Source organism: Mycobacterium asiaticum, from assembly GCF_001668675.1.
Classification (GTDB): Bacteria; Actinomycetota; Actinomycetes; order Mycobacteriales; family Mycobacteriaceae; genus Mycobacterium; species Mycobacterium asiaticum_D.
On sequence record NZ_LZKQ01000306.1, the window covers coordinates 13,913 to 28,865 of the forward strand.

Annotated in this window: 16 protein-coding genes; 12 read left to right on the plus strand and 4 right to left on the minus strand. The window is 66.7% G+C overall.

Annotated elements, in window-relative coordinates; genetic code table 11:
• Positions 1–8: 8 nt before the first annotated feature.
• Positions 9–2,453: a transglycosylase/D,D-transpeptidase PonA2 gene (gene ponA2 / locus A9X01_RS25375; RefSeq protein ID WP_065123354.1), complete on the minus strand. Its 2,445-nt coding sequence runs from the start codon at positions 2,451–2,453 to the stop codon at positions 9–11.
• A 360-nt stretch (positions 2,454–2,813) separates the two neighbouring features.
• Between ponA2 and A9X01_RS25380 the strand changes: the two genes are divergently transcribed.
• A complete protein-coding gene (locus A9X01_RS25380) occupies positions 2,814–3,164 on the plus strand; it encodes a WhiB family transcriptional regulator (RefSeq protein ID WP_036362926.1) in 351 nt (116 codons plus the stop codon).
• Positions 3,165–3,661: 497 nt separating this feature from the next.
• Here the strand turns inward: A9X01_RS25380 and bagB are convergent, their stop codons facing one another.
• Positions 3,662–4,804 carry an ATPase BagB gene (gene bagB / locus A9X01_RS25385; RefSeq protein WP_065123355.1) on the minus strand — a complete coding sequence of 381 codons (1,143 nt, stop codon included), beginning with the start codon at positions 4,802–4,804 and terminating at the stop codon, positions 3,662–3,664.
• Positions 4,801–5,823 carry an ATPase BagA gene (gene bagA, locus A9X01_RS25390; protein ID WP_065123356.1) on the minus strand — a complete coding sequence of 341 codons (1,023 nt, stop codon included), beginning with the start codon at positions 5,821–5,823 and terminating at the stop codon, positions 4,801–4,803. Before bagA ends, bagB begins: the two co-directional genes overlap by 4 nt.
• Before the next feature lie 40 nt (positions 5,824–5,863).
• On the opposite strand from bagA, the gene sp36 reads away from it, so the two are divergent.
• The 3 genes from sp36 to A9X01_RS25400 are packed head-to-tail and all read left to right on the plus strand — an operon-like array spanning position 5,864 to position 7,289.
• Positions 5,864–6,025: a Sp36 family protein gene (gene sp36, locus A9X01_RS30195; protein WP_099051178.1), complete on the plus strand. Its 162-nt coding sequence runs from the start codon at positions 5,864–5,866 to the stop codon at positions 6,023–6,025.
• Between the two features lie 11 nt (positions 6,026–6,036).
• Positions 6,037–6,492, plus strand: a complete 456-nt coding sequence (locus A9X01_RS25395; RefSeq protein WP_065123357.1) for a RidA family protein — start codon at positions 6,037–6,039, stop codon at positions 6,490–6,492.
• Positions 6,493–6,497: 5 nt separating this feature from the next.
• Positions 6,498–7,289 (plus strand): MBL fold metallo-hydrolase, encoded by a 792-nt coding sequence (locus tag A9X01_RS25400; protein ID WP_065123358.1) that lies wholly within the window; start codon positions 6,498–6,500, stop codon positions 7,287–7,289.
• Here A9X01_RS25400 and A9X01_RS25405 read toward each other — a convergent pair.
• Positions 7,286–7,729, minus strand: coding sequence for a GreA/GreB family elongation factor (locus A9X01_RS25405; RefSeq protein WP_065123359.1), 444 nt, complete (start codon positions 7,727–7,729; stop codon positions 7,286–7,288). The two genes, A9X01_RS25400 and A9X01_RS25405, sit on opposite strands and share 4 nt — an antisense overlap.
• A gap of 150 nt (positions 7,730–7,879) precedes the next feature.
• On the opposite strand from A9X01_RS25405, the gene A9X01_RS25410 reads away from it, so the two are divergent.
• From A9X01_RS25410 to A9X01_RS25445, 8 genes are all read left to right on the plus strand, one after another.
• A complete protein-coding gene (locus tag A9X01_RS25410; RefSeq protein WP_172832608.1) occupies positions 7,880–9,220 on the plus strand; it encodes a DUF2254 family protein in 1,341 nt (446 codons plus the stop codon).
• A 64-nt stretch (positions 9,221–9,284) separates the two neighbouring features.
• Positions 9,285–11,588: a hydrogen gas-evolving membrane-bound hydrogenase subunit E gene (mbhE, locus tag A9X01_RS25415; protein WP_065123360.1), complete on the plus strand. Its 2,304-nt coding sequence runs from the start codon at positions 9,285–9,287 to the stop codon at positions 11,586–11,588.
• Positions 11,585–12,079, plus strand: coding sequence for an MnhB domain-containing protein (locus A9X01_RS25420; protein ID WP_155772285.1), 495 nt, complete (start codon positions 11,585–11,587; stop codon positions 12,077–12,079). The genes mbhE and A9X01_RS25420 overlap by 4 nt, the downstream gene beginning before the upstream one ends.
• Entirely contained in the window at positions 12,076–12,462 is a 387-nt protein-coding gene (locus tag A9X01_RS25425; protein ID WP_065123362.1) for a sodium:proton antiporter, read from the plus strand. The genes A9X01_RS25420 and A9X01_RS25425 overlap by 4 nt, the downstream gene beginning before the upstream one ends.
• Entirely contained in the window at positions 12,462–13,853 is a 1,392-nt protein-coding gene (locus tag A9X01_RS25430; protein WP_065123363.1) for a complex I subunit 5 family protein, read from the plus strand. Before A9X01_RS25425 ends, A9X01_RS25430 begins: the two co-directional genes overlap by 1 nt.
• Complete coding sequence (locus A9X01_RS25435; protein WP_065123364.1) at positions 13,850–14,350, plus strand: Na+/H+ antiporter subunit E; 501 nt, start codon at positions 13,850–13,852, stop codon at positions 14,348–14,350. The genes A9X01_RS25430 and A9X01_RS25435 overlap by 4 nt, the downstream gene beginning before the upstream one ends.
• Positions 14,347–14,625 (plus strand): monovalent cation/H+ antiporter complex subunit F, encoded by a 279-nt coding sequence (locus tag A9X01_RS25440; protein ID WP_216638942.1) that lies wholly within the window; start codon positions 14,347–14,349, stop codon positions 14,623–14,625. The genes A9X01_RS25435 and A9X01_RS25440 overlap by 4 nt, the downstream gene beginning before the upstream one ends.
• Positions 14,622–14,951 carry a cation:proton antiporter gene (locus tag A9X01_RS25445; RefSeq protein WP_065123365.1) on the plus strand — a complete coding sequence of 110 codons (330 nt, stop codon included), beginning with the start codon at positions 14,622–14,624 and terminating at the stop codon, positions 14,949–14,951. Before A9X01_RS25440 ends, A9X01_RS25445 begins: the two co-directional genes overlap by 4 nt.
• Positions 14,952–14,953 lie beyond the last annotated feature (2 nt).

Sequence of the window (14,953 nt, forward strand, 5' to 3'; positions counted from 1 at the left end):
AACCACGCCTACGGGGGTGGCGGCGGCCCTCCCGGTGGCGGTGGAGGTGGTGGTGCCAGCAGCGGAATCGTGATCGGCGGCAGCCCAGGTATCTCGACCACCTGGGATCCGACGACCTCCGGCGGCAGACCACCGTCCGGCGGCGGCGGAGGTGGCGGCGGGATGCCGTTACTGATCTGGATAGTCACGATCGAACCCGGAATCGTCTGGCCGGTGGGCGAAGTTCCGACCACCTCGCCGTACTTGGCGGAACTGTTGACCGAGTTGGGCTGATCGGCGACCTGGAACCCGGCGTCGCGCAGACGCTGTCGGGCCTGATCGATGTCGAGACCGGCCACGCTGGGCACCCGCCCGGCCGGCGAACCGTCTACATAACGCGGATCAGTGGGCGGCAGGTGCACCTCGCCGAAGTTGTTCGCGATCGGCTGCAGCGCGGTGAACCAGGTGCGGGCAGGCTCGTTACCGCCGTAGAGGTCGCCGCTGCCGCAGTGCCGAAGCGGAGCCGAACACAGGTCGGTCGGGGACGGCGAGTCGTCGTAGATGTAATTGGCCGCGGCGTAGCGGTTGGTGAAGCCCACGAAACCGGAGGACCGGTGCGCTTCCGTGGTACCGGTCTTACCGGACACCGGCAGGTTCCAGCCTGCCGCCCCGGCCGAACCCGCCGCTGTGCCACTGCCTACCGCGTCCTTGCTCATCGCGTTGGCCAGGGTGTTGGCCAGTCCCTCGGGGACCACCTGCTCGCACGTCTCGGTGGTGACCGAGACCTCGTTGCCGTTGCGGTCGATCAGCTTGTCGATCGGGTTCGGCGGGCACCACATGCCGCCCGAGGCGAGCGTGGCCGCTACGTTGGACAACTCCAGCGCGTTGACCTCGATCGGGCCCAGCGTGAACGAGCCGATGTTCTGCCGCTTGACGAAGTCGGCCAGGCTTTCGTTGCTGTCCGGGTTGTAGTCCCGGGCGGTGCCCGGGTTGGCGTAGGACCGCAGACCGAGCTTGATGGCCATGTCGACCGCGCGGGAGACACCGATCTGCGAGATCAGCTTGGCGAATGCGGTGTTGGGTGAGGTGGCCAGCGCGTCGGTCACGTTCATCGATCCGCGGTAGTTCCCGGCGTTGACGACACACCAGGTGTCCTTCGGGCAGCCTTTCGCGCCGCCGCTGCCCAAGCCCTTGGCTTGGAAGCGGGGCGGCACGTCCAGGTTGGCGTTGATCCCCATGCCCATGTCCATGGCGGCGGCAGTGGTGAAGAGCTTGAAGATCGACCCGGCGCCGTCGCCGACCAGGGAGAACGGTTGCGGGCGCATGGTCTCGCCGGCCTCGGTGTCCAGCCCGTACTTACGGTTGCTGGCCATTGCCACGACTTTGTGAGTTGTCTTGCCCGGCAAAATCACGCTCATCACGCTCGAGATGCCGGACAGGGTCGGGGGAGCGAACTTATCGATGGCCGCCTTCACCGGGATCTGCACGTCAGGGTCCAGCGTGGTGCGGATCAGGTAGCCACCCCTGGCCACCTGTTCCTTACTTATACCGGCCCGCGAGAGGTATTCCTGGACGTAGTCGCAGAAGAAAGCCCGGTCGCCGGCGGCGATGCAGCCCCGCGGCAACTCGTTGGGCTGCGGCAGGATGCCCAGCGGCTGGGCCTTGGCCGCCCGCAGCGCTTCCGCCTCGGACGGGATGTTCTCGATCATGGTGTCCAGCACCAGGTTCCGACGGGCCAGCGCACCTTCGGGATTGGTGTAGGGGTTCAGCGCGCTGGTCGACTGCACCATGCCGGCCAGCAGCGCCGCCTGCTGCCAGTTCAGGTCGATCGCGTTTACGCCGAAATAGGTCTGTGCGGCGTCCTGCACCCCGAAGGAGTTGTTCCCGAACGACACCAGGTTCAGGTAGCGGGTCAGGATCTCGGGCTTGGTGAAGGTCTTGTCCAGCGTGAGGGCCATGCGGATTTCACGCAGCTTGCGTGCCGGGGTGGTTTCCACGGCGGCACGCTTCTCCGCGTCGGTCTGGGCGGTGACCAGCAGCTGGTAGTTCTTGACGTACTGCTGTTCGATGGTCGAGCCGCCGCGGGTGTCGATGTCACCCGAGGCGTAACCGGCCAGGCCGGTCAGAGTGCCCTTCCAGTCGACGCCGTTGTGATCGGCGAACCGCTTGTCCTCGATGGAGACGATCGCCAGCTTCATGGTGTTGGCGATCTTGTCGGAGGGAACCTCGAAGCGGCGCTGAGAGTAAAGCCACGCGATCGTGTTGCCCTTCGCGTCGACCATCGTCGACACCGCGGGGACTTGTCCCTCTAGCAGCTGCGCCGAGCCGTTGGCCACAACTTCCGAGGCGCGGTTGGACATCAGTCCGATGCCGCCGGCGAAGGGGAACATCAACGCAGTGGCCACGACGCTGGCCAGCAAGCAGAAGCCGGCCAACTTCAACAGCGTGAGTGCGACCGGGGGACGCTCGGACATGCGTACTACAGTAGCGACCCCCTGTGACGGTGCCGCGCCGCGCGGGTGGGAAAAAATTCTTTAGCAGGTGTCGGCTTGTTCCGCTACCCCTGTTTGGGGCTAAACTTACGGCGACGTCACTGGTCAGAGCCCCAAAATGGGACAGGCGGACCCTGTTTTCCCCGGCCGCCCGGTGCGAGACGGGACGATCGTCCCAGAAAAAGCGTTATCGGACTGTTGCGCAATTGCCACCTGACCACCTAACTTATATCTGCAGTGAGATTCAGGTAACACCGATGCGCGCAGTGTGGGCCAAATCGCTCCATCGGCTGGAACCGGGTTGGGCGGTCGCGACAGCGGCCGGGAGGAAGGGAACAGCTCGTGTCAGGAACACGTCCGGGCGCACGGAGGACCAACCTCACGTCCACGGGTAACCTTCTCCGCAGCGTCGAGGCTGAGGAGCGCATCACCTGGGTATCGCAGGCGCTCTGCCGGGCAACCGATCCCGACGAACTCTTCGTACGTGGCGCCGCCCAGCGCAAGGCCGCCGTGATCTGCCGCCACTGCCCGGTAATGCAGGAATGTGCCGCAGACGCCCTGGACAACAAGGTCGAGTTCGGCGTGTGGGGCGGCATGACGGAGCGCCAGCGTCGCGCCCTGCTCAAGCAGCATCCCGAGGTGGTTTCCTGGTCCGACTACCTGGACAAGCGCAAGCGCCGCAACATCATCTGATCCCTTTCTGGTCCCCTCCGAACGCCCCTGCCGAACCGGCGGGGGCGGTCGCTTGTCATTGCGAGTGTGTTACAAGTTAGCCGGCCGTATCATCACAGATGAGCTGTTCTCGCAGCTCAGAGGATGTTTTTGGATTGCCGGACAGCTGTCCAGATCGAATCGCCGTTAGATCGGCGTTGAATAAGCCGCCGTGTGAACGGCATCGTCGCTGGTGGCAGCCCGATCGCCGGCCGCAATCGTTGTGTATTACCGGTGGCGCCCGCACGGAACCGGATCGGCCCTGGTTCGCGGGCGGGACAGGGGCGGGGGAGCGGCGCTGCTGGGCAGCTATATCATTACTGTACTGTTACAGCTTAGCTGGCCGTAATACCATCGGCGGCCTATATGCCCTGCTCAAAGCGATTTTCAAAGTCAATTCGGTGATTAAGCGCTCAATGTGATCTTGAATCGCCGTCGAATATCGCCGGGATGACCCCGCATAACCGCAGGTCAACGCACTAGGTGGCGGTGATCTGGTCGGCGAGGGCGCGCAGCGCTTCCAGGTCCGAGACGTCGAACGGCAGCGACGGCACTCCAACTACCGGCACGTGCGGGTTGGCCCCGGTGAAGCGGGACAGCAACCGGATCTCCCGCTTGGCCGTCTGCGCGCGATCCGCATGGATGTGCAGGACCGCCGACGCCAGCGCCGCCGCTTCGGAATCGGCCCCCTCGGTGTCGAGCTTTTCGGCCGCGTCGATGGCCCGCTCGACGGGCAACGAGCACAACATCGGGTGGGTGCGGTTGAGCACCAGACCCGCGAGCGGCATCCCCTCCTGGGATAACCGGTCGACGAAGAACGACGCCTCCCGCAACGCGTCGGGTTCGGCGGCCGACACGACGACGAACTGGGTGCCGCGCCGCTTGAGCAACGCATAGGTGCGGTCGGCCTTCTCCCGGAAGCCGCCGAACGTCGCGTCCAGTGACTGCACGAACGCTGCGGCGTCGCCCAGCATTTGGGAACCGAGGATCGTCGACATCGCCTTCATGGCCAGGCCCATCGCTCCGGTCACCAGCCTGCCGATCCCGCGCCCGGGCGCCAACAACAACCGCCAGAGGCGACTGTCCATGAAACTGCCCAGCCGTTTGGGCGCGTCCAGGAAATCCAGTGCGTTGCGCGAGGGCGGGGTGTCGACCACGATCAGGTCCCAACGGTCCTGCGCCAGCAACTGCCCGAGCTTCTCCATGGCCATGTACTCTTGCGTGCCGGCCAGCGACGTGGCGACGGTCTGATAGAACTGGTTGTCCAGAATCGACTGTGCGCGAGCCGATCCCGAGTACTGCACCACCATCTCGTCGAAGGTGCGCCGCATGTCCAGCATCATCGCGTGCAGCTCACCGGGCACCTCGGGTGCCAGCGGTACGCGCTGTGGCGTGTTGCCAAGGTCGTTGACGCCCAACGCTTGTGCGAGTCGCTTGGCGGGGTCGATGGTCAAAACCACTACGGTGCGCCCATATTCGGCGGCGCGCAGCGCAATCGCCGCGGCGGTGGTGGTTTTGCCGACCCCGCCCGCCCCGCAGCAGACCACGACGCGGTTGCTGGTGTCGGCCAAGATGGCCGCCATGTCCAGGGGCGTCGGCTTGTGTGACGGCGGCGTGGTCATCGAACCCCCTGCTGTGCAAGTGCTTCCGAGAGCTCATACAGACTGCCCAGGTCCACGCCGTCGGAGATGGTGGGTAACTCGAGTCGTGGAACGTGCAGCGCGTCGAGTTGCTGAGCCGTCTCGGAACGGGCCGCGATCCGGGTGGCGTGCTGGATGGTCTCGGTGAGCAGTCCGGCGAAATCCGCCTCGTCCAGTTCGACCCCGGCCATCGCCAAACCGGAGCGCACCGAGTCGGCGTCGACCACACCCTCGGCGGCCTTGGTGAGATCTCCGGGCTCGAGGTACGCCGGGATATTGCGATTGACGATCACGCTGCCGATCGGCAATTGCATCTCAGCCAGTTCCTCGATGGCTTCCATCGTTTCCTGAACCGGCAACGCTTCAAGCAGCGTGACGAGGTGAATGGCGGTCTGATCGGAATGCAGTAGCTTCACCACACCCTCTGCCTGGGAGTGCACCGGTCCGCCCTTGGCCAGATCCGAGACCGCCTTGGTGACGTCCAGGAAGCGGGCGATGCGACCGGTCGGGGGAGCGTCGACCACGATCGCGTCGTAAAGCGGTAGCCGGTTCTTGTCGACCCGGATCACCGTCTCCTTGATCTTGCCGGTGAGCAGCACGTCGCGTAGGCCCGGCGCGATCGTGGTGGCGAACTCGATCGCGCCGATGCGCCGCATTGCCCGGCCCGCGATGCCGAGGTTGTAGAACATGTCGAGGTATTCCAGGAATGCGGCCTCGATGTCGATGGCCAGGGCATTGACCTGGCCGCCGCGTTCGGCCGTCGCGATCTTGACTTCCTGGTAGGGCAGTGGCGGGACATCGAAGAGCTGCGCAATCCCTTGCCGCCCTTCGACTTCGACGAGCAGGACTTTCCGCCCGCCGGCGGCCAGGGTCAGCGCCAGGGCCGCGGCGATGGTCGACTTGCCGGTACCGCCTTTTCCGGTGACGAAGTGCAGGCGGGCCTTCGACAGACGCGACGGCCACCCGACGGAACTACCGCCGCTAGAAGTGTTTGCCACCATCGCATGCTAGCCGTTGCGGTTTGGCCGATAAGCTCGCGGCATGACCCAACCCACCACATGGGAGTACGCGACGGTTCCGCTACTCACCCACGCGACCAAGCAGATCCTCGACCAGTGGGGCGCTGACGGCTGGGAGCTGGTCTCGGTGTTGCCCGGGCCCACCGGTGAGCAGCACGTCGCCTACCTGAAGCGCCCCAAGTAAGGCCGCGGACGATGAGCGCGAAAGCTCGCCTCCAGCAGCTCGGCATCGCACTGCCGGAGGTGACGGCGCCGCTGGCCGCCTACGTGCCCGCGGTGCGCACCGGCAATCTCGTATACACCGCCGGGCAGCTGCCGTTCGAGGCCGGCAAACTGACGCACACCGGAAAGGTCGGTGGCGACGTCACCCCGGAACAAGGCAAAGCGCTGGCGCGTATCTGTGCGCTCAACGCGTTGGCCGCGGTGGACTCGCTGGTAGGGCTTGACTCGGTAACCCAAGTGGTCAAGGTCGTCGGCTTCGTCGCCTCGGCCCCCGGATTCCACGGGCAGCCGGGCGTCGTCAACGGCGCGTCCAACTTGCTCGCCGAGGTGTTCGGGGACAGCGGTGCGCACGCGCGTTCCGCCGTCGGGGTCTCCGAGCTCCCGCTGGACGCGCCGGTGGAGGTCGAGCTGATCGTCGAGGTCGGTTAGCGGCTGTGGCCGAGGCAGTCGAGACGCTGACGCATCCCGCCTACGGTCAGCTGCGGCCGGTCACCGACACGGCATCGGTACTGCTCGCCGACAACCCCGGTTTGATGACGCTGGAAGGCACCAACACCTGGGTGTTGCGCGCCCCGCGCAGCGACGAGCTGGTGATCGTCGACCCCGGGCCGGACGACGACGAGCACATCGCACGGGTGGCCGCGCTGGGCCGCATCACCCTGGTGTTGATCAGTCACCGGCACTCGGATCACACCGATGGCATCGACAAGCTGGTCGAACTGACCGGGGCCACCGTCCGGTCCGCCGGCAGCGGCTTCCTGCGCGGCTTCGGTGGCCACCTCCTCGACGGCGAGGTCATCGAGGCCGCCGGCCTGAGAATCAAGGTGATGGCCACGCCCGGCCACACCGCCGACTCGCTGAGCTTCGTGCTCGACGACGCGGTATTGACCGCCGACACAGTGCTCGGTCGCGGCACCACCGTGATGGACAAGGAAGACGGCAAACTCACCGACTACATGGAGTCGCTGCAACGGCTCCGAGGGCTCGGACGCCGCACGGTGTTGCCCGGCCACGGGCCCGACCTCGGCGATCTGGAAAGTGTGGCCCAGGGATACCTCGTCCACCGGCAGGAGCGGTTGGAGCAGGTGCGCGCCGCGCTGCGTGAACTCGGTGAGGATGCCGGTGCACGGCAGATCGTCGAGCACGTATACACCGATGTCGATGAGAAGCTCTGGGACGCCGCCGAGTGGTCGGTGCAGGTGCAACTCGATTATCTGCGCGGCTAGCGGCCTCCCGCGTCGATGTCGATCAGCGTTACGGGGACAACCGCACCGTCCGGCTTGAGCACCTGCCGTCGTTCGCCGACACGTGCCCCGACAACCGCCCGACCGATCGGGGACCGAAGGGGGTAAATCTTCTTGTCGGTGTCGCAGGCACCGTAGCCGCCCAGCATGAACGTCTCGGTACGGCCGCTGTCGTCATAGCGAACGGTGACCAACTTCCCCGGTTCGGCGACAGCGCCTCGTCGCGGGTGTTTCGCCCGAGCCAGCAGACGCTCGAGGTGGCGGATGCGCGCGCGCCGCGCTCGGTACCCGAGCAGATCTTCGCCGGTGTCCACCAAGTCGTCGGCGACCTCGACGCTGGGTCGGGACCGCAACGCCATGAGTTCGTTCTGCAGGCGGTTGTACTTGGGGCGGGCCATCGGAATGTGGTCAACTGCAGTCATTTTCGTACTACCTCCTGGTTTTGGCCGACTCTGCGGCCGTTGATTCCATTGTCGGTCAACGGGAGTGCGCGCGATTGCGCTGACGTGACAACGTCGCGACGGCCGATTGTGGTGCTTGGACAACTCCTGCAACACCAATAGGGTTCTGCCATGGAGCGACGAGTCGAACCCATGCCGGCTCTGCGGATCGCTACCTGGCTCTACCACTTTCGGGAAAGCCTCTTTGCGTTGCCCACCCTGGTGGTGTTGGCCGGGGCCGTCCTGGCCGAAACGACCGCATATATCGACTCGGTGGTGGGCGTGGGCACCCGGGTGCCCCTGACCGTGGAGATAAACACCAATGCGGCCACCTGGCTGCTGAGCACGGTTGCCGGGGCCATGATCACTACCGCCGGGGTGGTGTTCTCGTTGACCGTGGTGAGCCTGCAGTTGGCGAGCAGTCAGTTCTCGCCGCGAGTCATGCGCTCGTTCATCAGGAACCGCCTGAGTCAGACGGTGATCGGCACGCTGGTCGCGACGTTTGTGTTCTGCGTGCTGGTGCTGCGCCATATCAGCGGCGATACAGCCGCCAGCGCGCCGCGGATATCGATGACGGTCGCGATCGTGCTGACCGTGACCACGGTGCTGTTGATCATCGCCTATCTGGACCGGCTGGCCCACGGCCTGCAGGTCGGCGAAGTGGTCCGAACCATCGCGGCCGAGGCCGACGACATCATCGAAGCCATCATGCGTCAGACCCGGACCGAGACGCGCCTGCACTCTCCGGACCTGCCCCAAGTGGACGATTTGGTGGCGGTGCGGGCACTGACCGACGGTTGGGTCACCCAGGCGCCGAGCAAGCTCATTCTCGGTGCCGTTCCGCCCTCGACGGTGGTGCGATTGGAGACACGCACGGGCGCATACATCCACCGCGGCGAGATCCTGATGACCGTTTGGCCGGTGTCCCATAACGCAGATCGCGTGCAGAAGAAACTCTTGTCCAGGGTTGAGATCGCCGATGTACGGACCATGCAGCAGGACATCGATTTCGGCATCCGGCAGCTGGTCGACGTCGCACTGCGGGCACTCAGCTCGGCGGTCAACGACCCCACCACGGCGAGCGAAGTGGTGCTGCGTCTCGGCAGCATGATGCGGACCTTGCTGAAATCGGACCTCCCGTCCTCGGCGGTAGCGGGATCGGATGGGCGGGTTCTGTTGCGCCCGTGGGACCTGACCCACGACGACTACATCGCGCACGCCTTCGAACAGATCCGCCAGGCCGGTACGTCGCAACCGCACGTCGTCGCCACCCTGTTGCGGGTGCTGCGCATGCTTATCGATCACTCACAGGCGATCGGCCGCGAAGAGCATCTGCCCGCTCTGCGCCATCAGATCGAACTGTTGAAGGAGACCATGGCGACCGTACCGGACCTGCATTCGGCCGACCTGGATCGGTTGCTGGCCATCGCCGACGAGTCGGCCCCCGACCCGGCCGAACACCCCACCAGCTAAACCGACCGCGGTAGCACCACATACGTTGGATCGGGCGGACACCGCATCCCGACGAGGAGTCTTCGTGGCCAAAATCCCCGACGCCGACGCGACCGGCGAGCCGAGCCGACGGCTGCCCGCGGACTTGCCGGGCTGGTCGTCGGCGGCGTTTGCGCTGGTCGGCTTCGGGGTGTGTTGGGCGGGCTGGCGCAGCGGAGGTGGCAGCGCGACGTTGCCCTGGGTGCCCAGCCTGGACATGCACCTGCGGTTCACCTACGACGGGCTGGCCGCTCTGTACTCGATGCTGGCGTGTGGCATAGGCGCGCTGGTCTTCGCGTACGGCACCGGCTACCTGTCGCTGCACCTCGCGCATCAGCACCGGCCGGCGCGGCAACGGTGGCGGTTCTGGCCGTGGATGGTGCTGTTCGCGGTGTCGATGGTGGGGCTGGCGACGGCACAGGACCTGGTCCTGCTTTTCGTCTTCTTCGACGTCACCGCGATCTGCTCGTACTTCCTGATCGCCTTCGACAAGGACGAGGCACCCGCGCGCCGGGCGGCGCTGATGGCGTTGCTGATCACGGTGGCCAGCGCTGTCGCCCTGCTCATCGGGGCCCTGTTGCTGTACGCGCGCTACCACACGTTCTCGCTGCCGCTGCTGATCGAGCGGGTCGATTCGGGCCCCACGACGACGGCCGCGGCGGCACTGATCGCGGTGGCAGCGCTGGCCAAGAGCGCGCAGGTGCCGTTGCACTTCTGGTTGCCCAAGGCGATGGCGGCGCCGACCCCGGTCTCGGCGTACCTGCACTCGGCGGCCATGGTCGCCGCGGGCGTGCTGGTCCTCGGCCGGGTACATCCGTTGTTGATGCACAGTCGGCCCGTGCTGACCGCGGTGCTGGTCATCGGAGCGGCTTCGGTGGTCGTCGGCGGCATCGGCGCGCTGGGCCAGGACGTGCTGAAACAGGTGCTCGCCTACTCGACGATCTCCCAGTACGGCTACGTGGTGATGCTCTACGGCATCGGCGGACGGCTGGCGGCGGGTGCGGCAGCGTTCTACGTCCTGGCGCACGGGGTGGCGAAGAGCGCGCTGTTCATGACGGCGGGGGCCGCCACCATGGCAACCGGTGAGGACCGGTTGTCCCGCCTCGGTGGCCTGGGCCGGCGCCGACCGGTGCTGGCGGTGGCCGCATTGTTTGCCGCGGCCAACCTCGCCGGATTGCCGCTGACGGTCGGATTCTTCAAGGACGAGCTCTACTTCGAAGCGGCGGCCGGTGCCGGTCGGCTGCTCACCGTGGGTGCGGTGGTGGCTGCCGCCCTGACCCTGGCGTACATCGGACGCTTCTGGGCGCTGCTGTTTTTGGGGCCGACGCGCACCGAGCCGCATCAGATACCTCGCGTTCTGACCTGGCCCGTGGTGGTGCTGGCCGGAATCGGCGTCGCAGGCGGTCTGGCGCCGCAGCTGTTCAGCCGGCTCGCAGCCGACGCGGGCAGCGTCACCAACGCCTCACCGTTGAGTCTGACGCCCGGTTATCACTTCGACGCGCGCGCCGGCAACCTGATGGCGTTGTGCGCGTGGACACTGGGTGCGGCGCTGCTTGCGATGCCGCGGGTGCGCGACGGCCTGTCCCAGGCGTGGCTGCGGGTGGGCGGTCGGTTCGGGCCGCTGCGGATCTATACCAGGAGCTTGCGGGCACTGTCCCGGCTGTCGGCGGCGATCCACGACCGCGAGGTACGTGACCTGCGGAGCAGTGTCGCCGCGGTGTTGGTTCCGGCCGGGCTGCTGACCGGGCTGGTGTTCGTCCTCACGCCGATTCGGGGGGCGTATTCCATCGGCTCGATCGGCGACGTCGATTGGCTGATTCTGCCGTTGCTGGGCTTGGTCATCATCGCGACACTGGCCGTTGCCCGGGCCTCTGCGCGGGTGGGCATGGTGCTGGCGCTCTCGGTGGTCGGCTTCGGTCTGGCTGCGGTGTATGCGCTGTTCGGTGCGCCGGACATTGCGCTGGTGGCCGTGGTGGTCGAGACGATGATCACCCTGGTCTTCATCGGCGCGCTGGCAAGACTGCCCCGGCCCGGCCCGGCTGGGGAGCTCGAAGTCCGCGCGGGCGGCCCGGAGCCGGGTAGGCCGCGGCGCCATCAGCGCAACCTCGCCGCCGGCGGCCTGGCCGGGCTGGCGGCGTTCGTCTCGGTGTGGGGGTTCCTGTCGGCCCCGAGCGCGACGCCCAGCGTGTCCGAGGAATACCTACGCCGTACCCCGAGCGCGCACGGCCAGGACGCGGTCACGGTGATCATCACCGACTTCCGCGGCCTCGACACCCTCGCCGAGATCACCGTGCTGCTGGTCGCGGTCGTCGGGGTGGCCGCACTGCTACGGAAGGGCAAGCTGTGGTGAGGCGTCGCGACCTGGTGTTGCGGGTCGTCTCCCAGGTGTTGTTGGGCCCGAGCCTGATGGTGGCGGCGGCGCTGATCGTCAAGGGCTATCGGGACACCGGGGACGGCTTCGGGGCGGGCGTGGTCGTTGCCCTCGCTATCGCGCTGCGCTACATCGGCCTCGGGGCCCGGACTGCCGAGCGGACCCTGCCGATTCTGCGGTATTCGCCATGGCTGGCGGTCGGCGGTTTGCTGCTGTCGTTGGCGGTGGGGTTCTTCCCGTTGCTGTGGAACCAGCCGTTGTTCAGCCACCGCCCCGCGGCCGGCCAGCCGGTCGCGCACTTCGGATCGCTGGAGCTGTTCACTCCGCTGCTGTTCGACATCGGGATTTTCCTGCTGGTCATCGGCGTGCTGACCATGCTGCTGCATCAACTCGCCGATCCAGACCCCGACTCCGACCGAGACATCGAGGAGCTGGACGTCGACCGCACCGAGAATGGGGAGGCGCGGTGAACCTCGCCTTCGCGGTCACGGCGGCCGTATTGTTCGGTGCCGGTGCCTATTTGCTGCTGCAGCACGACCTGATCCGCATCGTGGTCGGTGTCGCACTGATCTCGCAGTGCGCGGTCGTGGCGCTGATCGGGGCCAGCATGACGCGAGGGAAAGCGCCGATCGGCCCGGGGACGGGCGGTCCGGTCAGCGACCCGGTCCCCCAGGCGCTGGTTCTGACCGCGCTGGTCATCGGCCTGGCCACGCTGGCGTTGTTGCTTGCCCTGGTGCATCGGGTGGTCGTGGTGTTCGGGACCGTGCAACGCGATGAATTGGCCGCGCAGGAGGCCGAGCACGAGGAGAGCCTCAAGCACGACGAGCAGCTGGACCGAAACGAGATGACGTGATGGCACTGTCGCTGGCGCTGCTGGTGCCCTGGGCTGCCGGCACGGTGCTGATCGCCCTCGACGGCCGGCGGCGAGGGGTCGCCTGGCTGGGTGTGACAGCGCTGATCGCGACCCTGGTGGTGTTGCTGGTCCTCACGATCCAGGTGGTGCACGACGGCCCGCAGCAGGTGGTGACCGGTGGCTGGCCGGCCGGGATCGGCATCGTGCTGCACGCCGACGCGCTGGGCGGAGTTTTCGCGCTGGTATCGCTGGTGGTGCTCATCGCGGCCCTGGCCAACGAGGCCGTGTGCGGGGCGCATACCCGCACCTTCCCCGGCCTGGTGGTGCTGCTCGCCGCGGGACTGAACGGGCTGTTCTTGACCGGTGACGTGTTCAATTTCTACGTCTTCTTCGAGATAGCGATGACCGCTTCCTATGCGCTGACCACCTACGGTCAACAGCCCCGACAACTGCGCGCGGCGCTGATCTTCGCCTCGGTCAACCTGCTCGGTTCGTTCGTCTTCCTGCTGTCCGTGGCCGGCACCTACCGGATCACCGGCGCTCTGGCGATGGCCGATGTCGCAGAGCGGATCAACGCGGTCGGTGCCAATGCGGCGATGCTGGTCGCGGTCGGATTCTTCGTCGCGTTCAGCGTCAAACTCGGGCTGTTCCCGTTCCACTTCTGGTTGCCGACGGTCTACGCCGGAACCCGTCCCGCCGTGGCCGCGATCCTCAGCGGCGCGGTGGCCAACATCGGCAGTTACGGCCTGCTGCGTTTCGGTGCCGGACTGTTCTCTGACGAATTGCGTTTTGCTGCAACCGCTTTGGTGCTGTTGGGGGTGGCGTCGATCCTGTACGGCGGGGTGCTCGCGGTGTCCCGCGGCGACGATGCCGAGACGCTGGCGTACTCGGCCATCGGACAGGTCGGCTATGTGCTCGTCGCCCTTAGCGTCGGCGGCCCGATCGGGCTGTCCGCGGCGGTGGTCTACAGCGTGGTCAATGCGTTGAACAAGGGATTGCTGTTCCTGGCCGCGGGGCTGCGTGGACCCCTGGTGGCCGCGGCCTTCGTGATCGGGGCGTTCAGCGTCGCCGGCGTGCCGCCGGCCGTAGGTTTCATCGCCAAACTGGAGCTGTTCCGGGCCGCCATCGCCGTCCACAACCCTGCGTTGCTGGTGGTGCTGGTGGTGGGCAGCGTGTTGTCGCTGATCTATATGTTCCAGATCTATCAGCGCAAGTTCTGGGTCTCCGAAGTCCGGACGGACGGCGACGGGGTTGCCGGTGTCAGCCCGCTGCCGCCGCGACTGTTCGTGGGCGCCCTGGCGGTGCTGGTCCTGTCTATCGGGGTGTGGGCCGAGCCATTGCTGGTGCTCAGCCAGGACGCCGCCAACGCGCTCAACGGGAGGTTGGGATGACCGGCGCACTGGCCCGCGTGGCCACGCTCACCTCGGTGTATTTACTGGCACTGACGAGCCTGAAGCCGGGTGACATCGTCGTCGGACTGGTGCTGGCGTCGCTGATCGTCGGGTTCGGCGGCGCCATCCGAGGCCGCGATGCGCCCCCGGGTCGCCCGCCGGGCACATCCGCACTCCGCCGGCTCGCGGGGCTGCCCGGGCTCATCTTCTTCACCACCGTCGACATGTGCCAGGGGAGTTGGCACGTGGCCCAATTCTGCCTTGGTCTGCGGCCAATGACGCCCGGCCTGGTGAATGTACCGATTGAGCCGAATATCCCCAGCTCGGCTGCGGCGTGGGCGATCCGGGTCGGTCTGTCGCCGGACAGCGTCGTCGTCGCCGTCGACGACAAGACCGGTGAACTGCTCCTGCACGTGCTCGACGCACGCGACCCGGACGCCGTCCGACGCGCCCAAGCCGCCTCCTACCGGCGCGCGCAGCGGAGCGTGTTCCCGTGACCGGCGTGCTGAATTTCCTGTTCGTCGCCGGCCTGATGTGGAACACGCTGCTGCTGGTGGCCGGCGGATTGGTGCTGCTGCGCGCCCGCGACGTGGTCCAGCGCGTCCTCGCCCTGGACCTGCTGGCCGCCCTGGTGGTGTCGTTGCTGGCGTTGCTGAGCTACTACCACCACCAGCCCTACTACCTGGATGCGGCGGTGGCGCTGGCGCTGCTCTCCTTTGTTGCCACGGTCGCAGCCGCCCGCTATCTGGGCTCGGGAGGGCCGTTCGAATGATTTCTGTGGTGCTCGACGTCCTGGGTGGTCTTCTGCTGGTGACGGGCCTGGTGCTGTTCACGATCAGCGTCTACGGTGTCCTGCGCTTGCCCGACACCAACAGCCAGCTGCACGCCCAGGGGCTGGCCACCGGCCCTGGAGTGATCGCCGTGCTCGCTTCCTCGATCGCCACCGAGAACGCGACCATCATCACCTTCGCTGCGCTGGGCATCGTTTTCATGGTGCTGAGTTCACCGTCGTCGGGGCACGCCATCGCCAAATCGGTGCGGCGGCGAAGCGGGGACGTTCGTCCACCGGACGACACGGCGGAGGACTCCGAACGGTAGGC

Bases quoted from the DNA above. Each gene is read 5' to 3' on its own strand.
- ponA2 (WP_065123354.1), bottom strand. From the start codon at position 2,453: ATGTCCGAGCGTCCCCCGGTCGCACTCACGCTGTTGAAGTTGGCCGGC.
- bagB (WP_065123355.1), bottom strand. From the start codon at position 4,804: ATGACCACGCCGCCGTCACACAAGCCGACGCCCCTGGACATGGCGGCC.
- bagA (WP_065123356.1), bottom strand. From the start codon at position 5,823: ATGGTGGCAAACACTTCTAGCGGCGGTAGTTCCGTCGGGTGGCCGTCG.
- sp36 (WP_099051178.1), top strand. From the start codon at position 5,864: ATGACCCAACCCACCACATGGGAGTACGCGACGGTTCCGCTACTCACC.
- A9X01_RS25395 (WP_065123357.1), top strand. From the start codon at position 6,037: ATGAGCGCGAAAGCTCGCCTCCAGCAGCTCGGCATCGCACTGCCGGAG.
- A9X01_RS25405 (WP_065123359.1), bottom strand. From the start codon at position 7,729: ATGACTGCAGTTGACCACATTCCGATGGCCCGCCCCAAGTACAACCGC.
- A9X01_RS25410 (WP_172832608.1), top strand. From the start codon at position 7,880: ATGGAGCGACGAGTCGAACCCATGCCGGCTCTGCGGATCGCTACCTGG.
- A9X01_RS25430 (WP_065123363.1), top strand. From the start codon at position 12,462: ATGGCACTGTCGCTGGCGCTGCTGGTGCCCTGGGCTGCCGGCACGGTG.
- A9X01_RS25435 (WP_065123364.1), top strand. From the start codon at position 13,850: ATGACCGGCGCACTGGCCCGCGTGGCCACGCTCACCTCGGTGTATTTA.
- A9X01_RS25445 (WP_065123365.1), top strand. From the start codon at position 14,622: ATGATTTCTGTGGTGCTCGACGTCCTGGGTGGTCTTCTGCTGGTGACG.